Raw genomic sequence first — 26604 nt, 5'->3', positions numbered from 1 at the left:
ATCTCGCTGCTAGGAGCTTAACTGGCTTCGTTCTAGGTTTGCCATATGCCAAGCGATCCTCCGGCCGAAATGCAGGCCAGGTGTAATACGTAGTGGCCATAGAAGGCCCACCGGCCTCGCGGCACCTGCCAGCGCACGCCGGACAGGACCATGACCATCGGAAGCGCCGCCAAGGCCCACAAGTTGCCATTGAAGAGGCACAGCGGCACAAACCCGGCCAGTACCGCCAGCGGCCGGCCGGTACGGAACCCGAACCACGCCAGCAACACGACGCCCGCGCCGGACCACTGGTAGTCCACGAATGACGGCAGCACCACCGCGGCGAATGCCAGGACAACCCATCGGCGTTCGCTGGCCGCGCACAGGGCAGCGGCACACAGCGCAAACGTCAGCAGGATGTTGAGCGGAATCCAGTAGCCGAAGGCCAGTGCATGCACCGGCTGGGCGATGCCCCCCCCCCGAATGGCAAGCCTGCGAACGGACTTGAACACATCGGCGCCGGGTTGGGCGAGGCTGTACGCTATCACCAGCGCGAACAGAGGGAAGGCCGCCCGCCCCACTTCGCTGAGACCTGGCACATACCCGCCGTAGATCACCTTGGCGACGTGATCCCCGGTCATCAGGATCACGACCAGCCACTTCAACAGTTCGCGTGCGCTGCTGGTCATAGGAGGTTCGGCGCCGTGGAGGTGGTCAGGACGGTGCTGGTTTCATGCGCCTTGGATTCGGGGAACGTGCCTGATGCCCGCTCCACGTGTTGCATCACCGCCCCGCCCGCCTCGCTGCGGATGCGGCGGGATTCCTCCTGATAGTAGGCCGACTGCTGGTAGTCGTTCATGCGCCGCGCCTTAGCCTGATTCGTGTCAAGGAACGGCTCGTACTGGCCCTCACGTGCAACGAGCCTGCATTGCTGCTGATCCATCACGCACGTGGCGCCCTGCTCCGTGATGTAGGCAGCAACGATGGCCGCGAATGCGATCACCATGCCGCGGATGTACCGAGAGAAATCACACAGTGGCTTGAACTCGAAAACCATGGCGGCGCTTCGTGCGGTGCTTCGACCGATACACGCCTCCGACAGCGTTCCAGATCTCGCGGTGCAACCTGATCGAATAGGTCAGCGGGCAGGTTGATGTTGCGGATCAGTTCCAGTTTCGCCAGTTCGTCCTGCATGCTGGCAAGGCTGGGCCGGCCAGGACCGCCGCGTAGTTTCAGTAGAACGGCCGGTGCGCTGCCTGCAGGTTCTTCTTGAATAACGTCGACAAGTTCTTCACTTTCCGATATTTCTGGACGCAGCAAGGCATTGAGCCGCTGACGCGTCGCGGGCGATAACCGCTGGCAGATGCCATTGTGGAAGCGGTCTTCGTGGGCGCGCACTGCACGACGCACGATCCGCTCTGAGCGATCAGGCGTTCGCAGTTCGATGGCAAGTTCACGGCAGTGTCCTTCCAGCCGTTCAATCATCGGCTCGGTGTTGCCGCCGACCTCCCCGGCCACATGTTCGCTGCAACTCTTTCGGCTAGAGCTCCGTGCGCTGCGCATTCAGCCGCCGCTGCCGCATTCTCTCCACCGCGAGCAGCCCGAACCGCAAGTGTACCCGCACCTGTAGCGCCAGTTACATCAGTCGCGTCATAAATATATGACTCAATAAAATGAAATTGAGTCAATATTTGGGCAAGAAATATCCTTGCCATCCCATCTTATAAGCTCAAGTTCATAAAGATTATTGTTTTCATTTGCATACAATACCGCAGTTATATCCGCGCCATCCACATCACTCAGCCTGATTTCAACGGGATATTGGTGCTGCCCTGCATATGGCGGATGAGGATGACCGTCAATAACGAAGAATATCCTAGTTGGATCCGAGGATGAATCATCTACGGAAGCTAACATCAAGTCATCAATTAGTTTTGACGCCTCAAGGGGCGGAAGCCTTTGCGCCACCCCTTCGACCAAACTTTTCTCGAAATCAGAGATATCTCGCATCATCATTTCACCGGAAAAATGGTTCCAACGTTGACTGTACCGTCAGCCAGCGCCCTCGCCCTGTATTCAACGAGAACCCCGTTTACTCGAATCCTGCCAACAACATCAGCGCCAACCGCCATGTTCGGTCGAATCCTAGCAACTTCGCGCCCAATAACTGCCTCGGTTCGCGATACGCTCAATCCTGCCGACTCGAGACGACTCGCATAGTGTCCCGTTCTAAAGGCCAGCTGCCCTTCCGCCCTGAGAGTTGCTGCCAGAAAGCCTAAGCCAGCAACTTTAAACCCTGCCCCCCCTGGGGAATCCATCAATGGATAAAAAACGTCGTGAGCCAGGGCACCTACATCGAAGATGTTTCCATTCTTCGTCAAATCGCCTTGTAGCCCAAGCCTGCTTTTAATGTCATTCCATCGACTGCTAGAGGATGCCTGAGCAGGCTGAGAACCTTTCGCACCATCAACAGGCGCCTGCGGGATCCCACCTGTTGTCGTCACAGAGCTCGCGATTGATGGATGGCACTTCATTGAACTCGATTCACAGGACTGGCGGCCATCCGGATCCATGAACCTGTACGGGTTGTTGTTGGCGTACCAATACCGGTTAAACGCGCCCACCGGGTTGCTGTGCGCCGTCACCGGATCCACTGACAGGAACCTTCCCACTTGCGGATCGTAGTAGCGCTGCCCCATGTAAACCAGCCCGGCGTCGGCATCTGTGAGGTGCCCCGAATAGCCTGGAATCATCGCAGCAGGTGCCGCGTCGGCCTCGCCATACGGCGACCAAAAGTGACGCGTGAGCACCGCACCACTGGCGTTACTGGTGGCCGCCAGCGTTTTGAGCGCATCGTAATGCAGGTAGGTGAGCTTTGTGCCGGCGGCAGAGCTCGTACGAATCGCCAGCAGCCGCTTGCCGAGGTAAACGTAGTCGGATGTTTCCCCGTCCTGGGTGGATTCAATCAGCTCCCCACCCGCCAGGTACTGCCAGGTGCGGTCCAGATCACCTGCCAAGAGAACCAGCTCTCCGCCACCGCCCCCTGGGATGGAGTTATCCCAATCATGAGTCCCGGTGATGGGGGGCTTGCCCAACCCGGGTGAATTTTCTGATGTCGGTGCCGACGTTGATGCTGATGCGTAGGCACGCAGTCCGGCGCCGTCGTAGTAGTACTTCTGCACACCTCCCACCGAACGGAGCTGACCACCCACGTCGTACGTGAGCTTCTGGCCGTTGCGCACCGCCAGATTGCCGGCGCTGTCATAGGAGAAGCCAGACACGCCATTGCCACCTGGATCGCGCAACAGCTCCAGACGATTGCGGGCGTCGTAGTGGAACGTGCGCTCGCGCTTGCCGGGCAGTCGCATCGAGACGATGTTGTCCAGCGTGTCATAGCCGAACGTGTATTGCCCATTGCCGCCATAGGCTGGAGCGCTGGCTTGAACCAGTCGATCGAGGCGATCGTAGCCCAGGCTGATTGTCCCAGAATCACCGCGCATGCCATCGCGGATCTGGGTGATGTTTCCCGCCGCGTCATAGCTGTAGTTCAGATCGACCACACCACCGTCGACGACGCGACCGGTCAGTTGGCGCGCGTTCTCAGTCACGCTACGAACGATGCCATTGCCGTAGGTAAGCGCGATGGCTTGGCCGCTGGGAGCGTAGACGATGTTGCTGGCGAGCACCGCACCACTACCGTCCTGCAACCGCACCGGCTGACCCAAGGCGTTCACGGATTGCCGGACGGAGTAGCCATCGGGATAGTCGGTACGGATGTGCTGTCCCAGCGAGTCGTAGCCGAAGGCCAAGGTTCTCACGCCCGCATTGCCCACGACACGGCTCTGACTGGCCACCGCCCCGAGTGAGTTGTAGGTGCGGGTGGTCAACACCGGCACCCGGTCCTGATTGAAGACCCGTTCGCTCTTCAGCTGACCGGTAGGGGTGTACTCCAGCTGCTGATCACCCAGGCCATCAGGATAGACAACGGCCTGGAGGCGATTGCTGGAATCGTAGTTGCGGGAAATGCGACGAGCAGCAATCTGCGGTGACTCACGATCACATGCCGTCAGGCTGGGCAAATCGAGTCCTGTTGCACTCCAAGCAATGTTTCCGGCCGCATCGTAGCCAAGCACGGTCGCCCCTGTTTCTGGCTCGATGACCTTGCACAGGCTAAGGTTGTCGTCATAGACGTATTGCCGGGCAACGGTTGGGGCAGGATTGTCTGGATTGACGGGCGCCGTAGGCGCGGCCTTTGCGGTGGCCAGCGCCTGGGCAATTACATCGCCGGCGACCGAAAGCAAAAAACGATTTGATCCAGCGCCGATGGGCACAACAACGGAGCCGCTGGTGCCACTGCCCGCCACTGAGCCGCCCTCACGCTTGAGTTCTGCGCGCGCATCCGTGGCCGACCAGGCCAAGGTGACGTTGCAGGTCTGCGAACCCGATGCAATCTGGCACATCGCCGGGGACGCAGAAAGCGTGCCAGTAGGAGCCGCAGGAACGACGAAGGCACCCGAGCCGCCAATAGCGCTGTTGGGCTGTCCAACCGGCGAAATCCCGTGGACATAGATCGACTGCCCGCTACGCTGACGCCGCTGCTCGTTGCTCATTGGGATCAAGAAACGATGGGTGCCGCCCGCCTTGCATGCGGCGGCCACGGCGGGCTCGCCCGGCAGATCCGCCTTGCCGATCAGGAAGATCGTTCCGCCACTGCCAGCGGCCCCGCCGGTGTAGACATGAACGTCAATCGAAGATTCGATGCCCGTTGAGCATGCCCAACCACTGATCTGGCCATCGCTGGTAACGCCATCGATGTTGCCGATGACCTTGGATGGCGGGCCGGTGACCGTGACCTGGACGTTGTCGCTTTCCCGGCCAAACCACTCCTTCCCTTCTTCCAGTAGCCGCCATTGGAAGCTGTAGACACCAGGCAATGGCGGAGCAACCACATCGAATTCAAAGAACGCCGGTAGTTGGGGAATCACATCGTTGGGCATCGGGACCCGCGACTTGCCCCAGCGCCCATTGTCATTGGGATTCCAGGATCCCAGCGCGTAACCTGCCGATGCCGACCAGGTGGTATTGCCCGTATTGACGAATTTGAGCTTGACGCGATAGGTCCGTCCCGCCTCCATGCTGGTCGGGACCTCTTGCTCATACATGACGCCGCGATTGAGCCTTCCTGTCGTCTCAAAGGTCTGCTCGCTACTGGTGCCTCCGAAGCGAGCACCGTTGCGGTTCATCTGCCACTGAACCGTGCTCGGTCCGTTGTCAGTGGCCGCCGCCCCGTTGAAGGAGATCGTCACCGTCCCGCCCGGAGCCACGTCGTGGGGAACGGGCACTTCGGCAATCCCGAGCTTGACGGCGCTGGCGACATAGCGCTCGGCGGCCTGCCCAAGGCGATAGCCATCGCCCGCTCGCCACGTCGTGTTGCCCGAGTTCCGGAAAGTAACGGTGCCGCTGAACGGGGTTCCTCGATCAGCCGAGTTCGGCCAACTGGCCGATACATACTCCGCCCCGTCAAAGGGGGCTGGTGGCGCGGCCACCGTGATCGTGATGACCGGCGAGGTCAGCTCCCGCGTGAACTCATCACCATTGCCGTTGCGTATGGCGAGCGCCCTGAAAACATACTGATATGTTCCCGGCGACAGGCCACTTTCGGTTTGCGTCCCATTCGGAATCCGGGAGATCACCTGGCCATTGCGCGTGAGCTGTATGCCTGACAGGTACTCGGCCTTGGGGCCAGTGCCTCTGACGCCACTCTTAACCTGCAACTGATAGGTCGCAGGCGCCGTATAGGAGGTCTGGGCCGGTCCAGTAAGCTCAATCCAAGCCTGGGCTTGGGCCGCCTGGCCAAGGAAGATGAGGACTAACCCCAGCAGAACCGCTGCGGCCATGCGCAGTTTTTCAGCGTTCACGCGTGCCATCCTTGACATGTTTTCAGTTGGCGGACTGGGCTACTTCGGTCGTAAGGCCAAACGCGTTGCGTTTGATGCTGACTTTGCTACCGTCGGCACGAATGATCTGTGCCGGTTTCTCATAGTCCGGCCCCTCAAAGGCATCGAAACGGGTAATGGTCTGATGGCCAAGCGGGTCGACGACAGTGGTCGTGGCATTGCTGCTGTAGCCAAAGGTTGTGATCAGCAGGCCCTGCTCGCTGTCTTGGGACGAAGAGGTCTTCCTTCCGAGCGCGTCGTACTCGGTCCAGGTGCCGGTCGCCATAGCGCTATCCCTTGAAGGATAGGAGGTGAACGTCGGACGGCCTTCGGTGTCGTAGCTGCTTCTAACCCATTGCTGGGTGCCGGTGACGTCGTTGGCATCGTACTCACGGACCAAGCGTGGTTGCCAAAGCGCGTCCAAATAGGTTTCCTGACGACGTGCTCCTTGGGCGTTGTCGACTCGCCAGTGCCCCGGCGAAAGGCCGTACTCATCGGCCGCGACCTGACGGAACGAGATGGTAGTCTTGGCCCACTGGTTCTCATCGATCGGCGGTTGGACTTCGCGCACGCGGCCCATCGGATCGTGCAGATAGGAAGTAGTCCTTTGTAGCGCGTCCGTGGTGGAGGTGATCCACCCGTTTCCATCTGTCGACATGCGATTGGTGGTGCCATCGGGATTGATGACCAATCGCGGCACGCCGCGATACCAGTCCTGGATCTGCGTTTCGTTCCCCTTTCCGTCCCGCACTGCACTGATCGTGCCATCCGACGCATAAGTAACACTCTGCAGCAAGGCCCCGGCTCGATAGACGGCATTGGGCTTGGCCATACCATCATAGGCGTACTGTGCAGTGATCTTGCCCGATGCAGCCTCCTTGACACTCAGTACCTGATCTTGGACCCAAGGGCTGGCCGTATCCAGATGCTCTCTGATCTCGGCCTTGGTTCCGGAAGGACCGGTGTAGGTCACCCGCGCCGGACGAGCATTGCGGTTGAAGTCGCTGTAGACCGCACGATAGGTATCACCATCCTGAGAGAACTGGCTCTCGCTCAGCGCACTAAGCATACCTGCCAGGAACTGACCCGCTTGGACCCCGATCGAGTGCCCAACCCGTGCCCTGAACGGGCCGGTCTCGGAGCCAAAGGTATAGGTGTAGAACTCGTCGCGCTGTACTTGGCCCGCTGCGTCCAGCGTCTGCTTTTGCAGAAGCTTGCGCTCATTCAGTGCTGGATTTGCGCCATAGCGCTCGCGAATCTGTGTTCCATCCGGTTTGGTCAGGCTGGACCAGCGACCGCTTCCCGGCAACTGCAGGTTGTAGCTTCGCGTGCTGACCATCGAAGGCAGGCCGGGCCCGGTGATGGTGCGCTTCTTCAGGGACCAGGCTTGGTAGTATGGGGGCGTCAGCCCATTGCACGGATCGGAGCGAACAAACAACTCCATTTCAAAGTCGAATACACCTCGAGCACCTGAGGGTGAGACCACCGTCATCTGCGTGGGCGGAGGCTCTTGGCCGGCCCGGATCTCACACCCGCCTTCATCATCGGCTTTGCGGTAGGGAAAGCTGGACTGAAGCCGCCCGCGATGACTGTAGGTCCACGCGGAACCATCGGGAAGTGCCACCTGGGACAAGCCGCCGTCATTGCTGTCGGTGTCGCCTACGTACGTATATCGCCACACGCGCCCATTGGCGGTCACGCTGGTCACCCGGCCGTCGCCGTCGTAGCTCAGGTCAATCCGGCGACCGTCGCTGGACTCGATTTTGGTCAGCTTGTCCCCGTCGTAGCTGTAGGACACCCAGTTCCCATAGCGGTCCTCCACACGCGACGCCAGCAGATAGACCCGCTTACGTCCCACCGAACGATTGGCAGCGCCATCGCTGAACTGAGCCGTCGCATAAGGCCTTTCCACGCCCCAGTCGAAGAAGTACTTCTTTCCATCAGGGGTGTGCCCAACAAACGCCTCGCCCGGATAGCCGTTGCGCGTTGCGGCCAGACAAGTGAACCGCGCCCTGGAGGCCGTCATCCACTTGGGCGCCTCCAAGCCTGGTGCCGAGGCGTAGGATGGATCGTCAGCAATCAGAAGTTCCTCGCCGTTTCCATCCTGCCACTTCACGTCGATGCCAAAGCCGATGTTGGCATAACCCCATGTCTCCAATAGGAAGGGCGCCTTGTTGACCGTACAACGCTGGGTGGTCTGCGCCCCTCGATCGCCCGTGATCCAACCAGCGCCCTTGGTCCATACGCCAGACATGTGGGGGACAACGATTTCCCAGTCGTCGAAGAGCGTCAGCCCTTTGGCCTCGCTATAGCGAAGGCCTCGGTTGACCGCCTCCACTCCAAAGCGCCGGGCGACACTGACAGGAAGATCAAAATTACCGGGAATGGAGACGTCTTCGACAAAGAACTCGGTGCTGCCGTCGAAACCCGAAGTCCGATCCCCGAACACCTGATCGGCAGAAATGGCGGCAAGCGACTGCGCGCTCTTTACCCGCTTCTCATACTCTTGGTAGTTGAAAATCCCGCTCTGGGCTGAGGCCTCGAATCCGGCCCCGAACGTAAGGGCCACGCCCGCGATGAGCGAGCAAAGCCGCAGGCTGCGATAAGTAGTGCGGGGAGCCTTTCCCTCCCGCCTGTCCCTAGCAGAAATCATGTCCGTTACATCCTTGACTGAAGATTGGTGCGCGACTCAGCTTTTGTTCAGGCGAAGAATTACGCCCCCTCCCCTTGGCTTGTCAAGCCCTTCTCTGCGAGGCGCTATTTTGGAAGGCTAGGCAATGCCGATGCCGACCAAGGCCGAACAGCCAGATACCGATGAGCGTGACTGTACGTGCGCTTACGGCTCCTCCTTCCTTGGTTGTCACCACGATGTCCAAGCTTCAGGCGGCAGAATTCTCCTGCGCGTTGGGATGGCATCAGCTGGGCATAACCGTCAGATGGCGTTAATGAGCTGGAAGGGCAGGACGAGCTACGCATAGGCATCGGCCTTGTCCGTTCTCCAATAGAGGCCCCATCAGTCCGGTCTCCATTCAACATATCGACCATACGAGAAGTAGAGAAGATAGATAATGGCGGCGTGCACGAACGCAAATGGCACGTACAGCTTCCAGAGAAGCATCCATCCGAAGCCAGCCCCTGGTATCAGGTAGATCGCAAGGATGGTTTTCCACTTGCCGTCATGTCCAGCGACCAGAGATTCACCATGTCTAATTACCTCCCCTGAGACAAGCCATACCAGCACAAACGCTGCGATCAGCATCACCCAGAATGGCGGATTGCTCCTGCCTTCAAAGAGGCCACTCCCCAAGTATCTCGTCAGCATGATCACGAAAAGCGCCTGGAGGACCATGTAGAGTGCAACGATGATGGAGGCGCCAATGCGCCGCCAACTTCCGTCGAAATCAGAAAATACCTCCAGGTTGGCAGCAACGAGATAGGCGTACGAGTACGGAGCGCGCAGCATTCGTAGCATCTTCATGGATGATTCCATTGATCCTCTTGTTGCCCTTCTGTAGCCATCGTGAGAGCAGTGGCAGTGGCGACACCTAGTCTCAGATACTCGGCGAAGCCTGCATCTTTCTGAAGGCGCGCTCGACCGCAGGAAGTACAACGCTCCTGATGAAAGAGCGTGCACCTTCCTCCGTATCAAACTCTTCCACATGGCAATCGTCATTCCAGAGTGCCGATCTCCAGCAGAATTCGGAATCGCTCAAGCTCTCGTAGAGCTCCCGCCTTACGCCTTCCCTGTACACCTGTACCTGTTCGAGCCGCTCTTCGAACAACTCAATCATTCCGGGCCAATCACCGGTTTCGACTGAGTAAAAGGACTCGATCGCCGAAAGGGCGATGTTGTACGGCCTCATTTGATCATCTCCGGGTAAAGGTCGATCCAGGCTAGAGAATGGGTTGATAAGTTGGAGGTGCAGTTCCGCGATGTGCCGTCCCACCTGATAGTGACTTGCAGCACGGTGCGTCGCAGGAATTGCCCTCATTAACGTGACGCGTCACGCCTATTCGGCAGCACCCCATTGGCGCCCCACCCCTCCCCCACTATAGTTCCACCCCTCACAAGGACGAGGCGGCACACATGCCCTATATCGGAATCGGACTCCACGTACTGGCAGCCATCTACTTCGCGGTGCACGCCATCCGCTCGGGCCAGAGCCTCTACTGGCTCATCCTGCTCTTCTCGTTCCCGCTGCTCGGCAGCGTCGTTTACTTCCTGGCGATCTACTTCCCGGAAGTCCGCCACTCGCGCGGCGCCCGACAGGCCATCCGCTCCGCCAAGCAATTAATGGACCCAGGCCAGGATCTGCGCAACGCCCGCACGGAGCTGGCTCGCACACCTACCGTGCAGAACCGCGTTCGCCTCGGCATGACGTTGCTGGATGCCGGCCAGGCCGAGGAAGCCAGAACCCTGTTTGAGCAGGCGGCCAGTTCGCCACTGGGCGACGATCCCTACATCCTGACCGGCCTGGCGCGTGCCCGCCTCGATTCCGGGCAGCCCGCGCTCGCGTCTGAAACGCTGGATGGCCTGTTCGCCCGCCACCCGGATGTGCGCCGCAAGCCGGAACAGACCCTGCTTTACGCGCAGGCACTGGCAGCTACCCAGGCGCCCGGCACCCGCGCCGCGTTCGAGCGCGCCGTGGAATGCGGAAACGATGCGGCCGCCCGCTGCCTGTACGCAGAATGGCTGATGGCGCAGCCGCAGCCTGCCGACCGCGAGCAGGCCCGCACTCTGTTCGCCAGCATCATCGACGATGCCCAGCACTGGTCCCGCCATGCGCGCAGCCACAATGCAGCATGGCTGGAGCGGACCAAAGCCGCGCTCAAGAGTTACTGACGCCTGATAGCCCCTGGCAAAACTGTCGCATCCGTCTCGCTTATGACCCGGCCGGGTGGATGCCGACAGTGTGCAGTCATCCACAGCCCACATCGCCGTTAGCCTTGCAGCGCAAGGATCCGTTCCCGTTGCGCCGAATGCAACGATTCTGAAAATGTTGAATGTGGTGACGGCATCAGCCTTACTGCATTGGCATCGCGCACAACCGGGCGTATTCCTTGCCATGCCACCGAAAACAGGTGGTCGGGCCTCGAAATCCCGGTTGTGTAATCGTGACTTACGCTTGCCAGTCGGCACCATCGCCAAGGTGGTGCCGGCTGGCAATCCGTCTGCCGGCTATGGCGGGCGGTGCGTGGAGGCCTTGCGCCTGCCGGTCTGATTGCACGCCGGATTTCGAGCCACGCATCGTCCGCCACCTTTATCGGTGGCGGCTTCTGCCTGCACGCAAGGAGCCCTGCCATGACCAAGCCCCACTCCCCTGCCCCGCACCCCATCCACGACGCGCCCGCCAACGGCCCCACGCTGGACCCGAACACCCTCATCGCCCTGCTGCACAGCATCGGTTCCGGCGTCGCCTCCGATGGCCAGCCGTGGCCAGAGCGCCATCAGATGCCCGGCCGACGATTGGCCTTGGCCGATACTGACTGCTCGCTGGCGGGCCTGCGCGTGGTGCTGGAGATCCTGCTGGCCGCGCAGCGCGCCCGCGAGAACGGCGAGCTGGAGCAGTACGTCGGCCCGCGGGTGATGGAGGGTTTGATCATGGCCGGGATGGGACTCACCGCGCACGCCAGCACGCGGCTGCAGCCGGAGGGTTGAGTGGTGTGGCACCGCTGGGCGGCCTTGGTACTGTGCATCGCCTCATTGGTTGCGGCACAGCGTCAGTTATCGGCGCGCCCCATGCCCTCGCCTCTCGCGTTCAAGAGCATCTCCGGTGAGCGCTATTCGCAGCTGCGTTGCCAGGCGATCCAGTTCGTCGAGGCACGGCCGAGGCATGGCTTCCAGTTCGTCGAACGGCATGAAGACGGCGCTTTCCAGATTCTCTGCAGAGGCGTTCCGGTGCTGTGGCTGGAGAGGCGCTCTCAGCACCTGTTGATGCAGGAATCACTGGATGCAGAACAGCGGGCACCCGACGCTCTACTGCTGCGAGCGCTGCTGCAACGGCAGCTGCAGCCATTGGACTACCTGGAACAAGTGCTTGCTGGTGTGCCGGAGCCCGTTTTGATGGATCGGATGCTGGGGGTTCTCGCTGGTGGAGTGCCTGATGGGGCGCGATGTGTGACGGAATAGCCGAGCATGGCTCGGCTCTACAAGGGCGCTACCACGTCCGGTTCGGGTTCTTGTATGGAGCCCTCAAGCAGGGCGACATAAGTGTCCAGGCGGGTGCGCAGGCCGATCAGCATCCAGCCCACCATGTTGGTGCGCAAGGTGCTGACGAACTTGAGTCGCCGCTCGCGCTCGACCCTGGGGAAGCAGCGGAGGTCAGTAATCACGACTTGCCAATGAGCGAACTCAGTGTCCATTTCCTGGGCGTGCGAGAGCCGCGGCTGGCTGAACTGGCGGATACCCCTGCGGGCCGCAAGAATGCCGGCCACAACGAAACTACTGAGCTCCACCACGAGGCATGCCGTGACGAACGGAGAAGTAACAGTGAGCGGAACCCATCGATTCGGCCAGCCCCTGCACACGCTGGTAAAGCCAGTGGAATGTCAGTTCTTGCGAATCGGTCTTTGCCAGCGGATCGAATCCGCCCCCTGCCTGCATATCCATTGCACCCCTGCCCCGGCCGGCGCAGATGCCGGCCGCCCCATCGTACCTGAGCGCGCTTCGGATGGCGCCTCAGCGGGAATCACATACCCAGCTCAGACAGCCCGGGATGATCATCCGGGCGACGCCCCAGCGGCCAATGGAATTTGCGGTCGCTTTCCTTGATCGGTAAGTCGTTGATGCTCGAGAAGCGGCGCTGCATCAGGCCGTCCTCTCCGAACTCCCAGTTTTCGTTGCCATAGGAACGGAACCAGTTGCCGGAGTCGTCGTGCCATTCGTACGCGTAGCGGACCGCAATACGGTTCTCGGTAAAGGCCCAGAGCTCCTTGATCAGGCGGTACTCGAGCTCCTTGTTCCATTTGCGTGCCAGGAACTGCCGGGCTTCTTCCCGGCCGTTGGTGAACTCGGCACGATTACGCCACTGGGTGTCGAGCGAATAGGCAAGCGACACCTTGTCGGCATCGCGGGAATTCCAGCCATCCTCGGCAAGGCGCACCTTCTGCATGGCCGATTCAAGGGTGAACGGAGGAAGCGGCGGACGGGATTGTTCTGCGGACACGGGGAGACCTCCAATCGAGATGGATATACGAGTTGCTTCAAACGATCTGGCGTACTCAGGCGCTAGCGCTTGGCCTGTTCCAACAACAGCTTCGCGACATCCTTCGCGGTGTCTGCGGCGCTGAAATCACCCATCACGCGCGACAGGGTGATGGCGCCTTCCATCAGGACCAGCAGCTGACGGGCCAGTACCGCCGGCTGCTCCACATCAAGTTGCCCGGCAAGTTCCAGCGTGTAATCGAGCAGCTTCTGCTTGTGGTTCCGCGCGATCTCCCGGATCGGATCGGCAGGGTCGCCGACCTCGCCCGCGGTGTTGATGAACGCGCAACCGCGATAGCCCTCGGACTGGAACCAATCCCTGAGCACGGTGAACATGCCGAGGATGCGTGCTTCCGGGGTATCAGCCTTGTCGCACTCCTGCCGGAACCAGGCCAGCCAACGGACGTCGCGCGCCCTCAGTGCAGCGGCGGCCACGTCGTCCTTGTTCTCGAAGTGGCGGTAAATGCTCTTCCGCGCCACGCCAGAGGTCTTCACCAGCAGGTCCATGCCGGTGGCGTGGATCCCGTTCTGGTAGATCAGTGCCTCGGCCGTGGCCAGGATCTTCTGTTGGGTGTCGGTGGTGGCCTTGCTCATGATCACAAGGTAGAACGATCATTCTCCCTCGTCAACAAGCGATGGCAGGCGATTCGTGCGCGCACATCCGTGCAAGACGATCTATCAAGAAATCCGGACAGTGCATCACCCGGACGCCTGATTACGGGCGCAAAGTACGCCTCACCACCCACCCATGAGAGTTCCCGCATGAATACCTTCGCCCGCTCACTGGCCATTGCCACCCTCGCCCTTTCGCTCCAGGCCGGCCTGTCCGCGCAGGCCGCCGAACCGGCCAGGCCGGCGGCGGTCACCGCCATCGCGCGCACCGCCAGCTACATCACCACCGCCGACGGCGTGCAGCTCTACTACAAGGACTGGGGTCCGAAGGACGGCCCGGTCGTGACCTTCAGCCACGGCTGGCCGTTGAACTCGGACAGCTGGGAATCGCAGATGCTCTTCCTGGCCAATCATGGCTACCGCGTGATCGCGCATGACCGTCGTGGTCACGGTCGCTCCAGCCAGCCGTGGGACGGCAACGATATGGATCACTACGCCGATGACCTGGCCACGGTGATCAATACGCTGGACCTGCACGATGTCACCCTGGTGGGTTTCTCTACCGGTGGCGGCGAGGTGGCGCGCTACATCGGCCGGCATGGCACCGGGCGAGTGAAGAAGGCCGTGCTGATCAGCTCGGTGCCGCCGTTCATGCTGAAGACCGCCGACAACCCCAACGGCCTGCCGATCGAAGTGTTCGATGGCATCCGCAAGGCACAGTTGGATAACCGCGCGCAGCTCTACAAGGACATCCCGTCGGGCCCGTTCTACGGCTTCAACCGCCCGGGCGCGAAGGTGTCGCAGGGGCTGATCGATGCGTGGTGGGCGCAGGGCATGCAGGGCGGCCACAAGAACACCTACGATTCGATCGCCGCGTTCTCGGCCACCGATTTCCGCGCGGACCTGAAGAAGTTCGATGTGCCCACGCTGGTCATCCACGGTGACGACGACCAGATCGTGCCGATCGATATCTCAGGTCGCCAATCGGCAAAGCTCATCAAGGGCGCCAGGCTGATTGTCTACCCGGGTGCACCGCATGGCCTGACCGACACCCACAAGGACAGGGTCAACCAGGACCTGCTGACGTTCCTGCAGGAAAAGTGAGTGACCGGGGGGGCTCCGTTGGGATGGCGGAGCCCTTCCTGCCCAGAAGCAGGGCCGGCGCCGGATGAGCTTCGGCTGCCACGTCAGTGAACGATTGCGGCCGTGGGATTTCAGGCCAACGATGGAGCGCGTTCCGCACTTTGATGAAGGGTTAACCTCCAACGGAGGACACTGCGCCCTCACGGCTCTTCTCCGGCGCAGAATCCTTTGCTCCCGTGTCCAGCCTCAGACGACACGGCCATGCATCCTCCCAATGCCTTCCGGATCCACGCGATCCAGCCCCTTCTTGCGCGCAATGGCGCAATCGTTCGCCTCGATCAGTTGCGATCCACCTGCAAGAGCTGCGGCCTGCGTTCTTCGATGACCGAGGACGCCGGCATTCAGACGAGTCCATTGGGCACGAAGCTCACCTGCCCTGCATGCGGTGCAACAGGGCTGATGGACGAGGTGGAGATATGGCACCACTGGCTCGAGCAGTGCCGCCGTGAACGGGTGATGGCGCTCTTTGATCCAAAACCTGACTGACGAGCGCCGCGCCTCAGCCCTCGCCCGGACGCCGCCCCGCCAGGCTGCCCATCGTGAAGGCGTAGCCGGCCTCTTCCAGCAGCGCTCTCATGCGCAGCTCCACGCGCCTGGGTGAAAGAAGGCTGTTGGGCGCGTACAAGGCATAGACGTACCCGGCGCCGTCGATGATTTCGCGGCGCACGGCGCAGTCGTTGGTTTCAGCCGCCTCGGACCAGACAGACATCAGCCTCGCGGGACTGATGGACTGCCCGTTGCGAAGGCGAAAGAACAGCCAGCGCACTCCCAGGGACTGGGTTGGATTCAACCTAGCCACTGCGAGCCTCCAATGCGCCGGAAGAGATCCCTGAGAACTTCAGGATCCAATCGTGGGTGCTCGTCCTTTGAAGATCGCGGAAGGTCGATGCGCGCGGCACCCTTCACCAGTGCAGGCAGATCGGACTGAAGGTCGATCCACCATCCCGCGGGCAGCCGGAGCCCCGTGCCCGTTCCATCGTAGATGCTGATCGGAAAAGTCATCGCGTTGCTCCTGAATGACTTGAGCATACGCTTGCGCGATGTCAGGTCCGGATGCGACGCCTAGGAAGATGCCGCATCGACGCGCTTCGCGCATTCGAACACGTGTGCTTCGTCCTGCTGGACCCTGCGGAATGAGTCCAGCCAGCTGAATGCTGCGCCACGGTTCTGAATCATGTCGCCGAGCCTTCCGGTCAGGCACCGTGCGCACTCCATGCCGCCTGGGCTGGGCGCATGGCAGCAACGGCATTGCGCCATCGTTGTGGTTTTCTCCGGGCGGCACTGGTACATGATCTTGGTCATCAGGCTGATCGCCCGGCTCTGCGATGACATGCACGCTCCCTGTCTGCAACGGAAGCAGCCGCGCGGCGCGCGGCTCCCCCACTTTCTCAGCGGCGTGTATCGCCGCCGAGACCGCCCTTCTTTTCGTCCGCTGGCTTTGGGCTCTCGCGATCCTTGTTGTCCTGCTGCTGTTGCTGTCCCTGCTTGCCAGGCTCCTCCCCTCCGGGTTCGCCCCCCTCGACCTGCCCCTGCTGTGCGGGCTGTTCTGCTTCAGAGGAAGCATTGGAGCGGTCATTCCTGTTCTGTTCGGGGACGCTGTTCATTTCGATTCTCCGCCGCAGCAAGTCTGCTGCCGATTGACTGTGGGCGTGTCGCCGTTACGGGAACGTACGGGGAAGCGCCCCATATGAACGACTGTCATGAACAGGCTCGCAGCAACAAGTGTGTACAGTGAGGTTTCAAAAAGGGGTAACGCCATGATCCAGGGAAGAAGCAGGCACCTTGTCGACGTCGAGCGCGAGCTGGCCCACTGGAAAATCGCATTCAACCTGGGCGCCCTGCCCGCGATGAGCTTCCGCTACGAAGTGGCGCCGGTTATCCGGCTTGCCTGCGACATCTATGTGAGAGATCCGCACGGCACCCGGTCGGCATGGATCGACGATCTGCAGGGCAGGCTTGCGAAACGATCGAGCCTGCGCGGCCACCCTGGGGCAGCAGAGATCGCCGATCGATGCTGGTCCTTGCTTGGCTGCGCTTAGGCGCGGCCAGCCGCGTGATTCCGCTCGCGCATCAACTCATCATTCAGTACGTTGACAATGGAGATGACCGCGTCGGCAAGTCCGCGGGAATCGCTGATGGATCCGTAGAAGTAGATCCTGGAGCCTTCAATGCGAACGTCCGCCAGCTGGAGCTGGGACGCCAGGGCTCTGCACTTGATGAGGAACAGCTCTGTCCAGCGGGCGCCGGGCGCCAGATCCAGCAGCGCGGTGATGGCCTCGTCGGTGGATGCGTCTACACGCTCGTGCAGCAACGGGACATCGAAGCCGACGATTCTTGGGAGCATGGAAGCGTTCACCTGAACATCCTCTCGCTGATGGGCGCTGCGAGTACTGGCCACAATACAACGGATTGCCCCGTGGGAGTGGGCGGCCGCCTCTGCCACGGGTGACCGTCGATGCGCTACGCATGAGCGCGCCCATCTGGAATCAATGGCCAATCTGAGCGTCAACCGTGCAGGCATGCCGCGCGTCCGCCACCGGAATGCGTGAGCGCGACGTACTGACCAATGCCTGCGGCATTTCAAGCGCCTGCACCACCCGATGCTGCGCACGATGCTCGCTGCCCTCGACGCCCACGACGTAAACGAAACGTCCATCGAATTTGGCTTGTGCGCCCTCGAAGAGATCGTCGGCCTGCAGTGCCCGCTTCAATGACTTCATCCACGCCCGTTCAGGGATGCGGTCCAGCTCCACCACGATGGCAGCGCCTCCGCAGTCCAGGGGCATGCACTCCACACGCAGTACACGTGGCGAAGCGGGGTTGGCGTGGGATCGGCGCATGGCGGACACTCCAGTGCAGGGGACGGCGGCAGTATCCATAGCGCTCGCCAAGACGCCGTCAACACATCCCGTGGCACCTTCCACGCGACGTGGACGGCATCGAGAGGCGGGGCCGCTTCGACACCGAGCTGACAACCCACACGCGTCGCGTTGATGCAGCACAGGACACACTGCAGCTCCGATGGCAACGCAGGCATGTGCCAATGCAACCCGATATGAACCAGCGGAATCGATACAGTCTGCTGCTGGTGGAAGACCAACTGGACCTTGTTGCCCTCATGGAACAGGCGCTTGAAGAGGGCGGCGGCCGGGTAACACACGCCTACAGTGTGTTCGATGCATTGGGGCTGCTGGATACGCAGCGATTCGACGGTGCCGTTCTGGATGTGGAGCTTCGTGACGGTGTGGCTTTCCCCGTCGCCGATCGCTTGGCCGAACTCGGCATCCCCTATCTGTTCGTTTCTGCGGTGTACGACCAGCTGGTGCCGCTGCGCCATCGACGCGCCACCTTCGTTGCCAAGCCTTTCCATGTCGAGCGATTGCGGGAGGCCGTGCAGCATGTGATGGGAAACGACGGCGCACCACCCATCACTCACTGATCCCCGCTAACCAGCACGGCACGCCTTCGAAGGGCGTGCTGCCTCTGCTATGGTCGCCTGAGTCCTTCGGCGATCCGAAGCGCGGCGGATACGGCAATCAAGGATGAATGGCGAAGATGAAGAAATCATCATCGCGCTGCCATCCGAGACCTTCATAGAGCGCCTGGGCAGCCGCGTTGTCCTTCGCCGTCTGCAGCTCGATGCGCGCTGCGCCGCGTCCTCGTGCCTCTTCAACGGCGTTGATCATGAGTGTGCGGGCAACACCAGTACGACGTGCTGGTCTGTCGACGTAAAGATCATAGAGTACAAAGCTTGGGCGTGCGCTGATGGAGTCGAACAGCGGGTACAGCTGGGTGAACCCGACAAGGCCGCCCCCATCTGCCTCGGCCACCAGTACAAGCGAAGAGCCTTCTGACAGGCGTGCATGCATGAATTGCCTTGCCAATGGCAGGTCTGCGGGCTGCTCGTAGAACTGGCGATACCTGTCGAACAGCATAGCGACCTGTTCAAGATCTTCCGCGCTCGCCAATCGTGTGCGTGTCTTCACTATTTCGGCTCCAGCTTCAGGCGGAACAGAGAGGGCTCCACGAAGGGCGCGGACCTCTCCGCGGAGGAGGCCGACACACTTCGGGCATTACTGGGTCATGCCCCTCAATCACAGGGAAAGGCCGCCCTCAGGCCATCGACGACCAAGGGTGCAGCATCCTGCTGCAGTCTCCCCTGGGGCAGCTGTCGAAGATGTGAAGCGACCCGGTCAACCAACTCGTGCGGGAGAATCCGGCCTTGGCCACACCACTGGGCGTGGCTGGCATCGGCAACGCCCTGGATATAGGCGCTGGCGCGAGCGCTGGACAGGCTTCGGCACTGATCGCCGTCGCAGAAGCCATCAGCGCCTTTGCCCTGCAGCAGGGTGATGAGTTCGGCTCCACTGACAAGCCAGGTGCGTGCCGGTTGCGTTGTTCCGGCAAGGGCGGATCCCGCCAGGACGCAGAGGCCCAGTGCGAGGAGCCAACGCATGCCGCGGCGCGCGTGGGGGGCGTGATGTCCTTTCATGTCGGGGTCCTTGGTGGTCGTCTCTGCGGGTTCCACGCAGCGAGGGTCAAAGTCGATCGAGCTGGTTGCGCGGATGAAACTCCGGGTCGTCCTGGTCTTCCAGCATGGCCTCCACCAATGTCTCGAAGGATGCGGTGGCGGTATCCAGGTCCGTGGAAGACAGGAAGCTGGATTCGCCGTGGCCTACCAGCGCAATCGCGGCAATGGTCTCCCGCTCATCGTCCTCGGCCCAGAGATAGTCGTGGATCAGCGCCACCCCCTGGTCACCTGCCTTCAGGAAGTCGGCGGCGCTTCGTGCCACAGCAAGAAACGCGATGAGATCGTAGAGGCTTTCCGAATAGGTCAGCGATCCTGCAACAAAGTGCGTGCTGCTGCGGTCATAGGCGGCAACCTGGATGTTCTCAGCCTGTGCAGAGGCCAGGAAAGCGTTCAATGCGGCGCGATTGTCGGGGTAGCGGGCCAGCAGCGCCTGGCAGTCCGCAAGCAGGTGATGCAACGCCTCGTCGCTTGAAGAGGCCAGGTATTCACCGTTGCCCAGCAGCCACTGCCCGGCGATGCATCGCCAGTCGGACCATCGGGATGCTGCGGGCACGGGCGCGGCCAGCCATCTGGAGAGATCTTCGGGGCACAGCTGCAGGCGGAGCAGCGCTGAATAAGGCTCTGACAAAGCGATCCCCCATCGTGTCTGCGTGTACAGATGGCTTGTAACAGACAACGGTTGGCCCGCCAACACCCGAACGTCGCTCTCAGGGTTCGCCGCGATCGGGCGTCGAGCTATCGCGCAGCCGTCGACCCTCTGGCCACGCACCGGCCCGTCATCACCAGTCGGCGCACCGGCAGCTCCGGCGTGCGCAGGCGTTCAAGCAACAGCGACATCGCGGCCCGCCCCATCTCCTCGACCGGCTGCTCGATCACAGTGATGCCCGGCTCGACCAGCTCGGTCCAGCGTTCGTTGTCGAAGCCGGCCAGTGCCAACGCGTCTGGAATCGCCAGCCCTGCGCTACGGGCGGCTTTCAATGCTCCCATCAACAGCAGGCTGTTGCTGGTGACCAGTGCTTCGGGGCGGGATGACGTGGCGAGCCACTGCTCGACCGTCGCGATGGCGGCTTCGGCCGTGGGTTCAACCTCGCGGTAGTCCGGCTCCAACCCATGGGTGCGCATTGCAGCGAGATAGCCGTCGCGACGCTCGGCCGCCGTGGTACTGGTGCTGCCGAACAATCCGCCAATACGGCGATAGCCGCGCTCGACCAGATGCTCGACCAGGCCCGCCATCGCTGCCGGATTGTCGAGTACCACGCTGTCGATCGACCCGCCGGGCGCGGCGCGGTCCACCAGCACCGTTGGATAGTCCAGCGTGAGCCGTTCGAGCCGGCCCACCGTGGTCCGGGTCGGCGCGAAGATCAGGCCACTGATGCGCTCTTCGTGCATCAGTTGCAGATACAGCGCCTCCCGCTCCGGGTCCTCGTCGGTGTTGCAGAGGGTCACGCGCAGTCCTTCGCGATAGGCCACCTCCTCCACCGCCCGGATCAGCGCCGTGAAGAAGGGATTGCGGATGTCCGCGACGATCAGGCCGATGATGCCAGTGTGCCGGGAGCGCAGCCGCCTGGCCTGCAGGTTGGGTCGATAGCCGGTCTGGCGGATCGCCAGCTCGACCCTGCCGCGCACGTCCTCGCTGACCGGACCGCCGCCGAGCACCCGTGACACCGTGGATTTGGATACCCCCGCCACGCGTGCGACGTCGTTGATGCTGATGCTCATTGGAAACGTTCCCGGAAACGTGCGCTGTTCATGGCCGGATGGCCGTTCAGGACAATGCTAACGCCAAAGGACTATTGGCTTTTTGTGCAGTGCACATTGAAATGCGGACTGGGAACGTTCCCAATACGCCCCAGCCACCCCTTCCCGGAGCCCGCCTTGTCGCCCCTGACCTCCCCCTCCCCCGTCAGCCGGGAACTGATCCGCCTGGACGCGCGGGCACAGGACAAGACCGATGCCATTGCCCAGGTGGCCCAGATGCTGGTCGCCGCAGGCTGCGTGGCGCCGGGCTACGAGGCCAGCATGGGGCGCCGCGAAGCGCTGGCGAACACGTTCCTCGGCCATGGCGTGGCCATCCCGCATGGGCTCGGCGAGGACCGCCACCTGGTGCGCCACGACGGCATTGCGGTGCTGCAGCTGCCGGAAGGCGTGGAATGGAACCCGGGCCAGGTCACCCGCCTGGTGGTTGGCATTGCCGCCCAGTCCGATACCCACATCACCCTGCTGCGCAGGCTGACCCGTCTGATCCAGGACGAGGCGGCGCTGCAGCGGTTGTTCACCACCGCCGATGCGGGCGAGATCGTCAATGCGCTGGCCAGTGATGCGACCGTCACTGTCGCCCACCTACCGGTGACGGACCTGGCCGAGCGCTTCGACTGGACCATCGCTTACCCCAGCGGGCTGCACGCGCGCCCGGCCACGCGCTGGGCCGAGACGGCGCGGGGCTTCACGGCCCGTGCCCAGGTACGCGCGGGCGATCAGGCAGCCGATGCCAAGAGTCTGGTAGCACTGCTGCAGCTTGGGCTTCGCGAAGGCGATGCCGTGAGTGTTTCTGCCGAAGGCGCCGATGCCCCCGCACTGCTGGCCGCACTGAGCAAGGTCATGGAGGGGCTGGTGGCGCAGGAAAAGGCCGATGCGGAGCGTGCAGCACAGCGGAAGGCGGCGCCGGTCGCGGGCTGGAATCCGCCCGAAGCGCAGGCGGCGATCGCCGGCATCGGCGCCAGCCCCGGGCTGGCCATCGGCCCGGTGCATGTACTGGCCAGCGCGCAGGCCGACGTTGCCGATCGCCCTGCCCCGCTCGGCGAGGGCGGCGCACGCCTGCAGGATGCACTCGGCCGCACTCGCCAGCAGCTGGCCGCGCTGCAGGATGATACCCAGCGCCGCCTTGGCGCCTCGGATGCAGCAATCTTCAAGGCGCAGGCTGCGCTGCTTGACGACACCGACCTGATTACCCGCACCTGCCAGCTGATGGTTGAAGGCCACGGCGTTGCGTGGTCCTGGCACCAGGCCATCGAGCAGATCGCCTCCGGGCTGGCGGCGCTGGGCAACCCGGTGCTGGCCGGGCGCGCTGCAGACCTGCGCGATGTGGGCCGGCGCGTGCTGGCGCAGCTTGACCCTTCTGCGGCCGGCGGCGGCCTGGCTGATCTGCCGGCGCAGCCGTGCATCCTGCTTGCCGCCGACCTGTCGCCCTCGGATACCGCCAACCTCGACACCAACCGCGTGCTCGGCCTCGCCACCGCACTGGGCGGCCCCACTTCACACACTGCAATCCTCTCGCGCACGCTCGGCCTGCCGGCGCTGGTTGCCGGTGGAGCCGAACTGCTGGCGATCCAGGCCGGCCGCGAGGCGATCATCGACGGCAGCAGCGGGCGGCTCTACCTGTCCCCCTCCGAGGCCGATCTTGCTTCGGCACGCGCCTGGATCGCCGAGCAGCAGCAGATCCGCGCACGCGAAGCCGCACAACGTGCGCAGCCGGCGCAGACCACCGATGGCCATCGCATCGACATCGGCGCCAACGTGAACCTGCCGGAGCAGGTGCCATTGGCGCTGGAACAGGGCGCGGAAGCTGTCGGCCTGATGCGCACCGAATTCCTGTTCCTCGAACGCGGCAGCACGCCCAGCGAGGACGAGCAGTACGCGAACTACATGGCGATGGCCAAAGCGCTGGACGGCCGTCCGCTGATCGTGCGCGCGCTCGATATCGGTGGCGACAAGCAGGTCGCCCACCTGGAGCTGCCGCGAGAGGAAAACCCCTTCCTCGGCGTACGCGGCGCGCGCCTGCTGCTGCGCCGCCCGGATCTTCTGGAACCGCAGCTGCGTGCGCTGTATCGCGCAGCCAGGGACGGTGCACGGCTGTCCATCATGTTCCCGATGATCACCTCGGTGCCTGAGCTGGTCGCTCTGCGCGCCATCTGCGAGCGCCTGCGCGCCGAACTGGACGCACCCGACGTGCCGATCGGCATCATGATCGAAGTTCCGGCCGCCGCAGCGCAGAGTGATGCGCTGGCGCGCCACGCCGACTTCTTCTCGATCGGTACCAACGACCTGACCCAGTACGTGCTGGCCATCGACCGCCAGAACCCGGAGCTGGCCGCGGAAGCCGACAGCCTGCATCCGGCCGTGCTGCGCGCGATCCGCGCCACGGTGGAAGGTGCACGCACGCAGGGGCGCTGGGTGGGTGTCTGCGGCGGCCTGGCCGGCGATCCGTTCGGTGCGATGCTGCTGGCAGGGCTGGGCGTGGACGAACTGTCGATGACCCCGAACGACATCCCGTCGGTGAAGGCACGCCTGCGCGGCACGGCACTGGCAGATCTGCAGAGACTGGCCAACGCCGCGCTGGATTCCGAAACCGCCGAGCAGGTGCGCGCCCTCGATGGAGCAGGCGCATGAATGCCCGCGCCGTCACCGTCACGTTGAACCCGGCAATCGACCAGACCGTGCGGCTGGCCAGCCTGCGGCCGGGCCATGTGCACCGCGCGCGCAGCAGCGGCGACGATGCGGGTGGCAAGGGCATCAACGTGGCCGCCTGCCTGGCCGACTGGGGCGTGCCAACCACGGCACTGGGCGTGCTCGGTGGCAGCAACGACGGTGTGTTCGGCACGTTGTTCTCGGCGCGCGGCATCGTGGATGGCTGCCTGCGTATTCCGGGCAGCACCCGCACCAACATCAAGCTGGTTGACGAGGACAACGGCGAAACCACCGACATCAACCTGCCGGGCCTGGCACTCGACGGTGCCGATCTGGACGCCGTGTCGCGCCGGCTCGGTGCCTTGCTGCTGCCTGGCCTGCCGGTGGTGCTGTCCGGCAGCCTGCCGTCCGGACTGCCAGCCGATGCATGGGCGCGACTGCAGGCGCAGGCCGGTGCCGCCGGGGCGCGCGTGCTGCTGGACACCAGTGGCGATGCGCTTGCCGCTGCCTTAAGTGGCACCGCGGGTGCACTGCCCTACGCGGTCAAGCCCAACCGCCAGGAGCTGGAGGCCTGGACCGGCACGCAGCTGCTGGATCGCAGCGCTCTGCGCGTCGCTGGCCAGGCCCTGGTCGAACGCGGGGTCGCGCTCGTAGCGATCTCGATGGGTACCGACGGCGCGCTGTTCATTGATCGCAGCGGCGCGCTGGTCGCACGACCGCCGCGACTGGCCCAGGGCAGCACGGTCGGTGCGGGCGACGCCATGGTCGCCGGCATCGCTGCCGCGATGCTGGAGCCCTCCCTCGATCTGGCCGGTTGCGCACGGCGGGCGACCGCCTTCTCGATGAGCCGGCTGCAAAGCGGTGATGCACGACGGCTGGACCCGGCGCAGGTACGCGCATGGGCCGGCGATGTACTGATCGAGCGGTTGGATTGACCCCTCCCGCCGGAGGCGCGGCGGCTGGCTTTGGGCCAACCGCAGCGCCCTCGGCAAGGACGAACCCGAAGAATTCCAGGAGTTCCCATGCACGCTTCCACCGTAGTCATCGCCGCTGGCGAGCGCAGCATCGAAGCGGTTCTTGCCGCCGAAGCGCTGCGCCGCGCCGCCCGCCAGCGCGGGCTCGAGCTGATGATCGAGATCCGCAGCGACCAGGGCGTGACCGGCGCACTGCCTGCATCGAACGCCGCCGCCGCGACGCACCTGCTGCTGGTGGGTGATGGTGAGGCGGACATCGCGCGCTTCGCCAATGCTGAGATCGCGCATGCCAGCCTGGGCGAGGTACTGGACGACCCGGTTGCGGCGCTCGCACCGCTCGCGGCCGCATATTCGAACGACGCCGGCACGAATGCGGGCAAGCGCATCGTTGCCGTTACCTCCTGCCCCACCGGCATCGCTCACACCTTCATGGCGGCAGAGGGGCTGCAACAGGCCGCCAAGGCGCTGGGCCATGCAATCCGGGTCGAAACACAGGGTTCGGTCGGCGCGCAGGACGCGTTGAGCGACGAAGAAATCGCCACCGCAGACCTTGTTCTGATCGCCGCAGACCGCGAAGTCGATCTGTCGCGCTTCGCTGGCAAGCGTCTTTTCAAGAGCGGTACCAAGCCGGCGATCAATGACGGCCAGAACCTGATCCGCAAGGCACTGGCCGAGGCCGGCGTGCAGGCAGGTACGGCAACATCGGGGCGCACGACCGAAAAGACCAAGGCCACCGGGCCCTACAAGCACCTGATGACCGGCGTGTCGTTCATGCTGCCGTTCGTCACTGCTGGCGGCCTGCTGATCGCACTGGCATTCGCGCTCGGCGGCATCTATGCCTTCGACGATGCCCACAAGGGCACGCTGGCCTGGTCGTTGTTCCAGATCGGCGCCAAGTCCGGCTTCATGTTGATGGTGCCGGCCCTGGCCGGTTACATCGCCTACTCCATCGCCGACCGCCCCGGCATTGCGCCCGGCATGATCGGCGGACTGGTAGCAGTGAACATGGACGCGGGCTTCATCGGCGGCATCCTTGCCGGCTTCATCGCCGGCTATGGCGTGCACTGGATCAACCGTGCGCTGCGCCTGCCTCGCAGCCTGGAAGGCCTCAAGCCGGTGCTGATCCTGCCTGTGCTGGGCACGCTGCTGGTCGGCCTGTTGATGATGTACGTGATCGGTACGCCCGTGGCCGGACTGCTGGCGTGGCTGACCGACTGGCTGCGCGGCATGCAGGGCAGCAGCGCGATCCTGCTTGGCCTGCTGCTGGGTGGAATGATGGCGGTGGACATGGGCGGGCCGGTCAACAAGGCGTCCTACGCCTTCTCCACCGCATTGATTTCCAGCCAGGTGTACACGCCGATGGCGGCGACGATGATCGGCGGCATGACGCCGCCGCTGGGTATCGCACTGGCCACATGGCTGTTCAGCAACCGCTTCACCGCCGAGGAGCGTGGCACGGCCGGCGCCGCCGGCGTGCTTGGCCTCAGTTTCGTGACCGAAGGCGCGATCCCCTACGCCGCGCGCGATCCGCTGCGCACCATTCCGGCGTTGATTCTTGGTTCCGCGGTGGCAGGTGCAATCTCGATGGCCGCTGGCGTCGAGCTGAAGGTGCCGCACGGCGGCGTGTTCGTGCTGCCGATCCCGAACGCAGTCACCCACCTCGGCATCTACCTGTTGGCACTGCTGGCCGGCGTGGCCGTCACTGCGGTCGCGCTGCGCATCCTCAAGAAGCCGGTCACTACGCCAGCCTGACCCTTGCCCCTCACGGTCCTTCCGCAGTCCCTGTGCATGCAGGGATCCAGCGACCTACGCCCTGCACAC

31 protein-coding genes are annotated in these 26604 nt (G+C 63.0%); 10 read left to right on the top strand and 21 right to left on the bottom strand.

Features of this window, described 5'->3' with window-relative positions; translation table 11 throughout:
- Window positions 1-32 precede the first annotated feature (32 nt).
- From AC5P88_RS13235 to AC5P88_RS13200, 8 genes are all read right to left on the bottom strand, one after another.
- The gene (locus AC5P88_RS13235) at window positions 33-668 is read right to left on the bottom strand and encodes a TraX family protein (RefSeq protein WP_495225256.1); all 636 of its coding nucleotides are present in this window, start codon (window positions 666-668) and stop codon (window positions 33-35) included.
- Window positions 665-1036, bottom strand: a complete 372-nt coding sequence (locus AC5P88_RS13230; RefSeq protein WP_495225255.1) for a virulence factor TspB C-terminal domain-related protein — start codon at window positions 1034-1036, stop codon at window positions 665-667. The genes AC5P88_RS13235 and AC5P88_RS13230 overlap by 4 nt, the downstream gene beginning before the upstream one ends.
- Window positions 979-1464, bottom strand: a complete 486-nt coding sequence (locus AC5P88_RS13225) for a hypothetical protein (protein ID WP_495225254.1) — start codon at window positions 1462-1464, stop codon at window positions 979-981. The genes AC5P88_RS13230 and AC5P88_RS13225 overlap by 58 nt, the downstream gene beginning before the upstream one ends.
- A gap of 180 nt (window positions 1465-1644) precedes the next feature.
- Window positions 1645-1989: a DUF6984 family protein gene (locus AC5P88_RS13220; protein ID WP_495225253.1), complete on the bottom strand. Its 345-nt coding sequence runs from the start codon at window positions 1987-1989 to the stop codon at window positions 1645-1647.
- Window positions 1990-1991: 2 nt separating this feature from the next.
- A complete protein-coding gene (locus AC5P88_RS13215; protein ID WP_495225252.1) occupies window positions 1992-5906 on the bottom strand; it encodes an RHS repeat domain-containing protein in 3915 nt (1304 codons plus the stop codon).
- Window positions 5907-5919: 13 nt separating this feature from the next.
- Entirely contained in the window at window positions 5920-8568 is a 2649-nt protein-coding gene (locus AC5P88_RS13210) for an RHS repeat domain-containing protein (protein ID WP_495225251.1), read from the bottom strand.
- Window positions 8569-8928: 360 nt separating this feature from the next.
- Window positions 8929-9393 carry a hypothetical protein gene (locus tag AC5P88_RS13205; protein WP_495225250.1) on the bottom strand — a complete coding sequence of 155 codons (465 nt, stop codon included), beginning with the start codon at window positions 9391-9393 and terminating at the stop codon, window positions 8929-8931.
- Between the two features lie 73 nt (window positions 9394-9466).
- Entirely contained in the window at window positions 9467-9778 is a 312-nt protein-coding gene (locus tag AC5P88_RS13200) for a hypothetical protein (protein WP_495225249.1), read from the bottom strand.
- A 224-nt stretch (window positions 9779-10002) separates the two neighbouring features.
- Here AC5P88_RS13200 and AC5P88_RS13195 point away from each other — a divergent pair, with 224 nt between their 5' ends.
- From AC5P88_RS13195 to AC5P88_RS13185, 3 genes are all read left to right on the top strand, one after another.
- Window positions 10003-10758 carry a tetratricopeptide repeat protein gene (locus AC5P88_RS13195; RefSeq protein ID WP_495225248.1) on the top strand — a complete coding sequence of 252 codons (756 nt, stop codon included), beginning with the start codon at window positions 10003-10005 and terminating at the stop codon, window positions 10756-10758.
- Window positions 10759-11217: 459 nt separating this feature from the next.
- Entirely contained in the window at window positions 11218-11574 is a 357-nt protein-coding gene (locus AC5P88_RS13190; protein ID WP_329859895.1) for a hypothetical protein, read from the top strand.
- On the top strand, window positions 11575-12045 hold the full coding sequence (locus tag AC5P88_RS13185) for a hypothetical protein (RefSeq protein WP_495225247.1): 471 nt from the start codon (window positions 11575-11577) through the stop codon (window positions 12043-12045).
- 17 nt (window positions 12046-12062) lie between these two features.
- Here AC5P88_RS13185 and AC5P88_RS13180 read toward each other — a convergent pair whose 3' ends face one another.
- The 3 genes from AC5P88_RS13180 to AC5P88_RS13170 form a co-directional block, all read right to left on the bottom strand.
- Window positions 12063-12374 (bottom strand): hypothetical protein, encoded by a 312-nt coding sequence (locus tag AC5P88_RS13180; protein ID WP_329859891.1) that lies wholly within the window; start codon window positions 12372-12374, stop codon window positions 12063-12065.
- A gap of 230 nt (window positions 12375-12604) precedes the next feature.
- A complete protein-coding gene (locus AC5P88_RS13175) occupies window positions 12605-13027 on the bottom strand; it encodes a nuclear transport factor 2 family protein (RefSeq protein ID WP_495225295.1) in 423 nt (140 codons plus the stop codon).
- Window positions 13028-13143: 116 nt separating this feature from the next.
- Entirely contained in the window at window positions 13144-13713 is a 570-nt protein-coding gene (locus AC5P88_RS13170; protein WP_111112677.1) for a TetR/AcrR family transcriptional regulator, read from the bottom strand.
- Between the two features lie 168 nt (window positions 13714-13881).
- Here AC5P88_RS13170 and AC5P88_RS13165 point away from each other — a divergent pair, with 168 nt between their 5' ends.
- Window positions 13882-14835 (top strand): alpha/beta fold hydrolase, encoded by a 954-nt coding sequence (locus AC5P88_RS13165; RefSeq protein ID WP_111112679.1) that lies wholly within the window; start codon window positions 13882-13884, stop codon window positions 14833-14835.
- Window positions 14836-15075: 240 nt separating this feature from the next.
- Window positions 15076-15360, top strand: coding sequence for a hypothetical protein (locus AC5P88_RS13160; RefSeq protein WP_495225246.1), 285 nt, complete (start codon window positions 15076-15078; stop codon window positions 15358-15360).
- A gap of 13 nt (window positions 15361-15373) precedes the next feature.
- Here the strand turns inward: AC5P88_RS13160 and AC5P88_RS13155 are convergent, their stop codons facing one another.
- From AC5P88_RS13155 to AC5P88_RS13140, 4 genes are read right to left on the bottom strand one after another with little or no spacing between them, the layout of a single operon-like run.
- The gene (locus AC5P88_RS13155) at window positions 15374-15673 is read right to left on the bottom strand and encodes a hypothetical protein (RefSeq protein WP_495225245.1); all 300 of its coding nucleotides are present in this window, start codon (window positions 15671-15673) and stop codon (window positions 15374-15376) included.
- Window positions 15661-15876 (bottom strand): hypothetical protein, encoded by a 216-nt coding sequence (locus tag AC5P88_RS13150; protein ID WP_495225244.1) that lies wholly within the window; start codon window positions 15874-15876, stop codon window positions 15661-15663. The genes AC5P88_RS13155 and AC5P88_RS13150 overlap by 13 nt, the downstream gene beginning before the upstream one ends.
- A 60-nt stretch (window positions 15877-15936) precedes the next feature.
- Window positions 15937-16206 (bottom strand): hypothetical protein, encoded by a 270-nt coding sequence (locus AC5P88_RS13145; protein ID WP_106548497.1) that lies wholly within the window; start codon window positions 16204-16206, stop codon window positions 15937-15939.
- 56 nt (window positions 16207-16262) lie between these two features.
- Complete coding sequence (locus tag AC5P88_RS13140) at window positions 16263-16478, bottom strand: hypothetical protein (protein WP_106548496.1); 216 nt, start codon at window positions 16476-16478, stop codon at window positions 16263-16265.
- A 96-nt stretch (window positions 16479-16574) separates the two neighbouring features.
- On the opposite strand from AC5P88_RS13140, the gene AC5P88_RS13135 reads away from it, so the two are divergent.
- Window positions 16575-16913 (top strand): hypothetical protein, encoded by a 339-nt coding sequence (locus AC5P88_RS13135; protein ID WP_495225243.1) that lies wholly within the window; start codon window positions 16575-16577, stop codon window positions 16911-16913.
- On the opposite strand, the gene AC5P88_RS13130 is transcribed toward AC5P88_RS13135, so the two are convergent.
- Together AC5P88_RS13130 and AC5P88_RS13125 are read right to left on the bottom strand one after the other, a co-directional pair.
- Window positions 16910-17230: a hypothetical protein gene (locus tag AC5P88_RS13130; protein WP_258394037.1), complete on the bottom strand. Its 321-nt coding sequence runs from the start codon at window positions 17228-17230 to the stop codon at window positions 16910-16912. The two genes, AC5P88_RS13135 and AC5P88_RS13130, sit on opposite strands and share 4 nt — an antisense overlap.
- Window positions 17231-17360: 130 nt before the next feature.
- On the bottom strand, window positions 17361-17714 hold the full coding sequence (locus AC5P88_RS13125; protein WP_495225242.1) for a hypothetical protein: 354 nt from the start codon (window positions 17712-17714) through the stop codon (window positions 17361-17363).
- Window positions 17715-17917: 203 nt separating this feature from the next.
- On the opposite strand from AC5P88_RS13125, the gene AC5P88_RS13120 reads away from it, so the two are divergent.
- Complete coding sequence (locus AC5P88_RS13120; protein ID WP_495225241.1) at window positions 17918-18313, top strand: response regulator; 396 nt, start codon at window positions 17918-17920, stop codon at window positions 18311-18313.
- Between the two features lie 97 nt (window positions 18314-18410).
- Here AC5P88_RS13120 and AC5P88_RS13115 read toward each other — a convergent pair whose 3' ends face one another.
- The 4 genes from AC5P88_RS13115 to AC5P88_RS13100 form a co-directional block, all read right to left on the bottom strand.
- Entirely contained in the window at window positions 18411-18860 is a 450-nt protein-coding gene (locus AC5P88_RS13115; RefSeq protein WP_258392071.1) for a GNAT family N-acetyltransferase, read from the bottom strand.
- A 104-nt stretch (window positions 18861-18964) separates the two neighbouring features.
- Window positions 18965-19366 (bottom strand): Rap1a/Tai family immunity protein, encoded by a 402-nt coding sequence (locus tag AC5P88_RS13110; protein ID WP_258394039.1) that lies wholly within the window; start codon window positions 19364-19366, stop codon window positions 18965-18967.
- A gap of 46 nt (window positions 19367-19412) precedes the next feature.
- Window positions 19413-20033 carry a hypothetical protein gene (locus tag AC5P88_RS13105; protein WP_258392069.1) on the bottom strand — a complete coding sequence of 207 codons (621 nt, stop codon included), beginning with the start codon at window positions 20031-20033 and terminating at the stop codon, window positions 19413-19415.
- Window positions 20034-20140: 107 nt separating this feature from the next.
- Complete coding sequence (locus tag AC5P88_RS13100; protein ID WP_286075894.1) at window positions 20141-21124, bottom strand: LacI family DNA-binding transcriptional regulator; 984 nt, start codon at window positions 21122-21124, stop codon at window positions 20141-20143.
- A 156-nt stretch (window positions 21125-21280) separates the two neighbouring features.
- Between AC5P88_RS13100 and ptsP the strand changes: the two genes are divergently transcribed.
- The 3 genes from ptsP (at window position 21281) to AC5P88_RS13085 (ending at window position 26535) form a co-directional block, all read left to right on the top strand.
- Window positions 21281-23791, top strand: coding sequence for a phosphoenolpyruvate--protein phosphotransferase (ptsP, locus tag AC5P88_RS13095; protein ID WP_495225240.1), 2511 nt, complete (start codon window positions 21281-21283; stop codon window positions 23789-23791).
- Window positions 23788-24744: a 1-phosphofructokinase family hexose kinase gene (locus tag AC5P88_RS13090; RefSeq protein ID WP_495225239.1), complete on the top strand. Its 957-nt coding sequence runs from the start codon at window positions 23788-23790 to the stop codon at window positions 24742-24744. Before ptsP ends, AC5P88_RS13090 begins: the two co-directional genes overlap by 4 nt.
- Before the next feature lie 87 nt (window positions 24745-24831).
- Window positions 24832-26535, top strand: coding sequence for a PTS fructose transporter subunit IIC (locus AC5P88_RS13085; protein ID WP_106548490.1), 1704 nt, complete (start codon window positions 24832-24834; stop codon window positions 26533-26535).
- Window positions 26536-26604: the final 69 nt, after the last annotated feature.

Source organism: Stenotrophomonas sp. YJH_SMC_8 (assembly GCF_059371315.1).
This window is presented reverse-complemented; position numbering and strand designations above follow the sequence as displayed.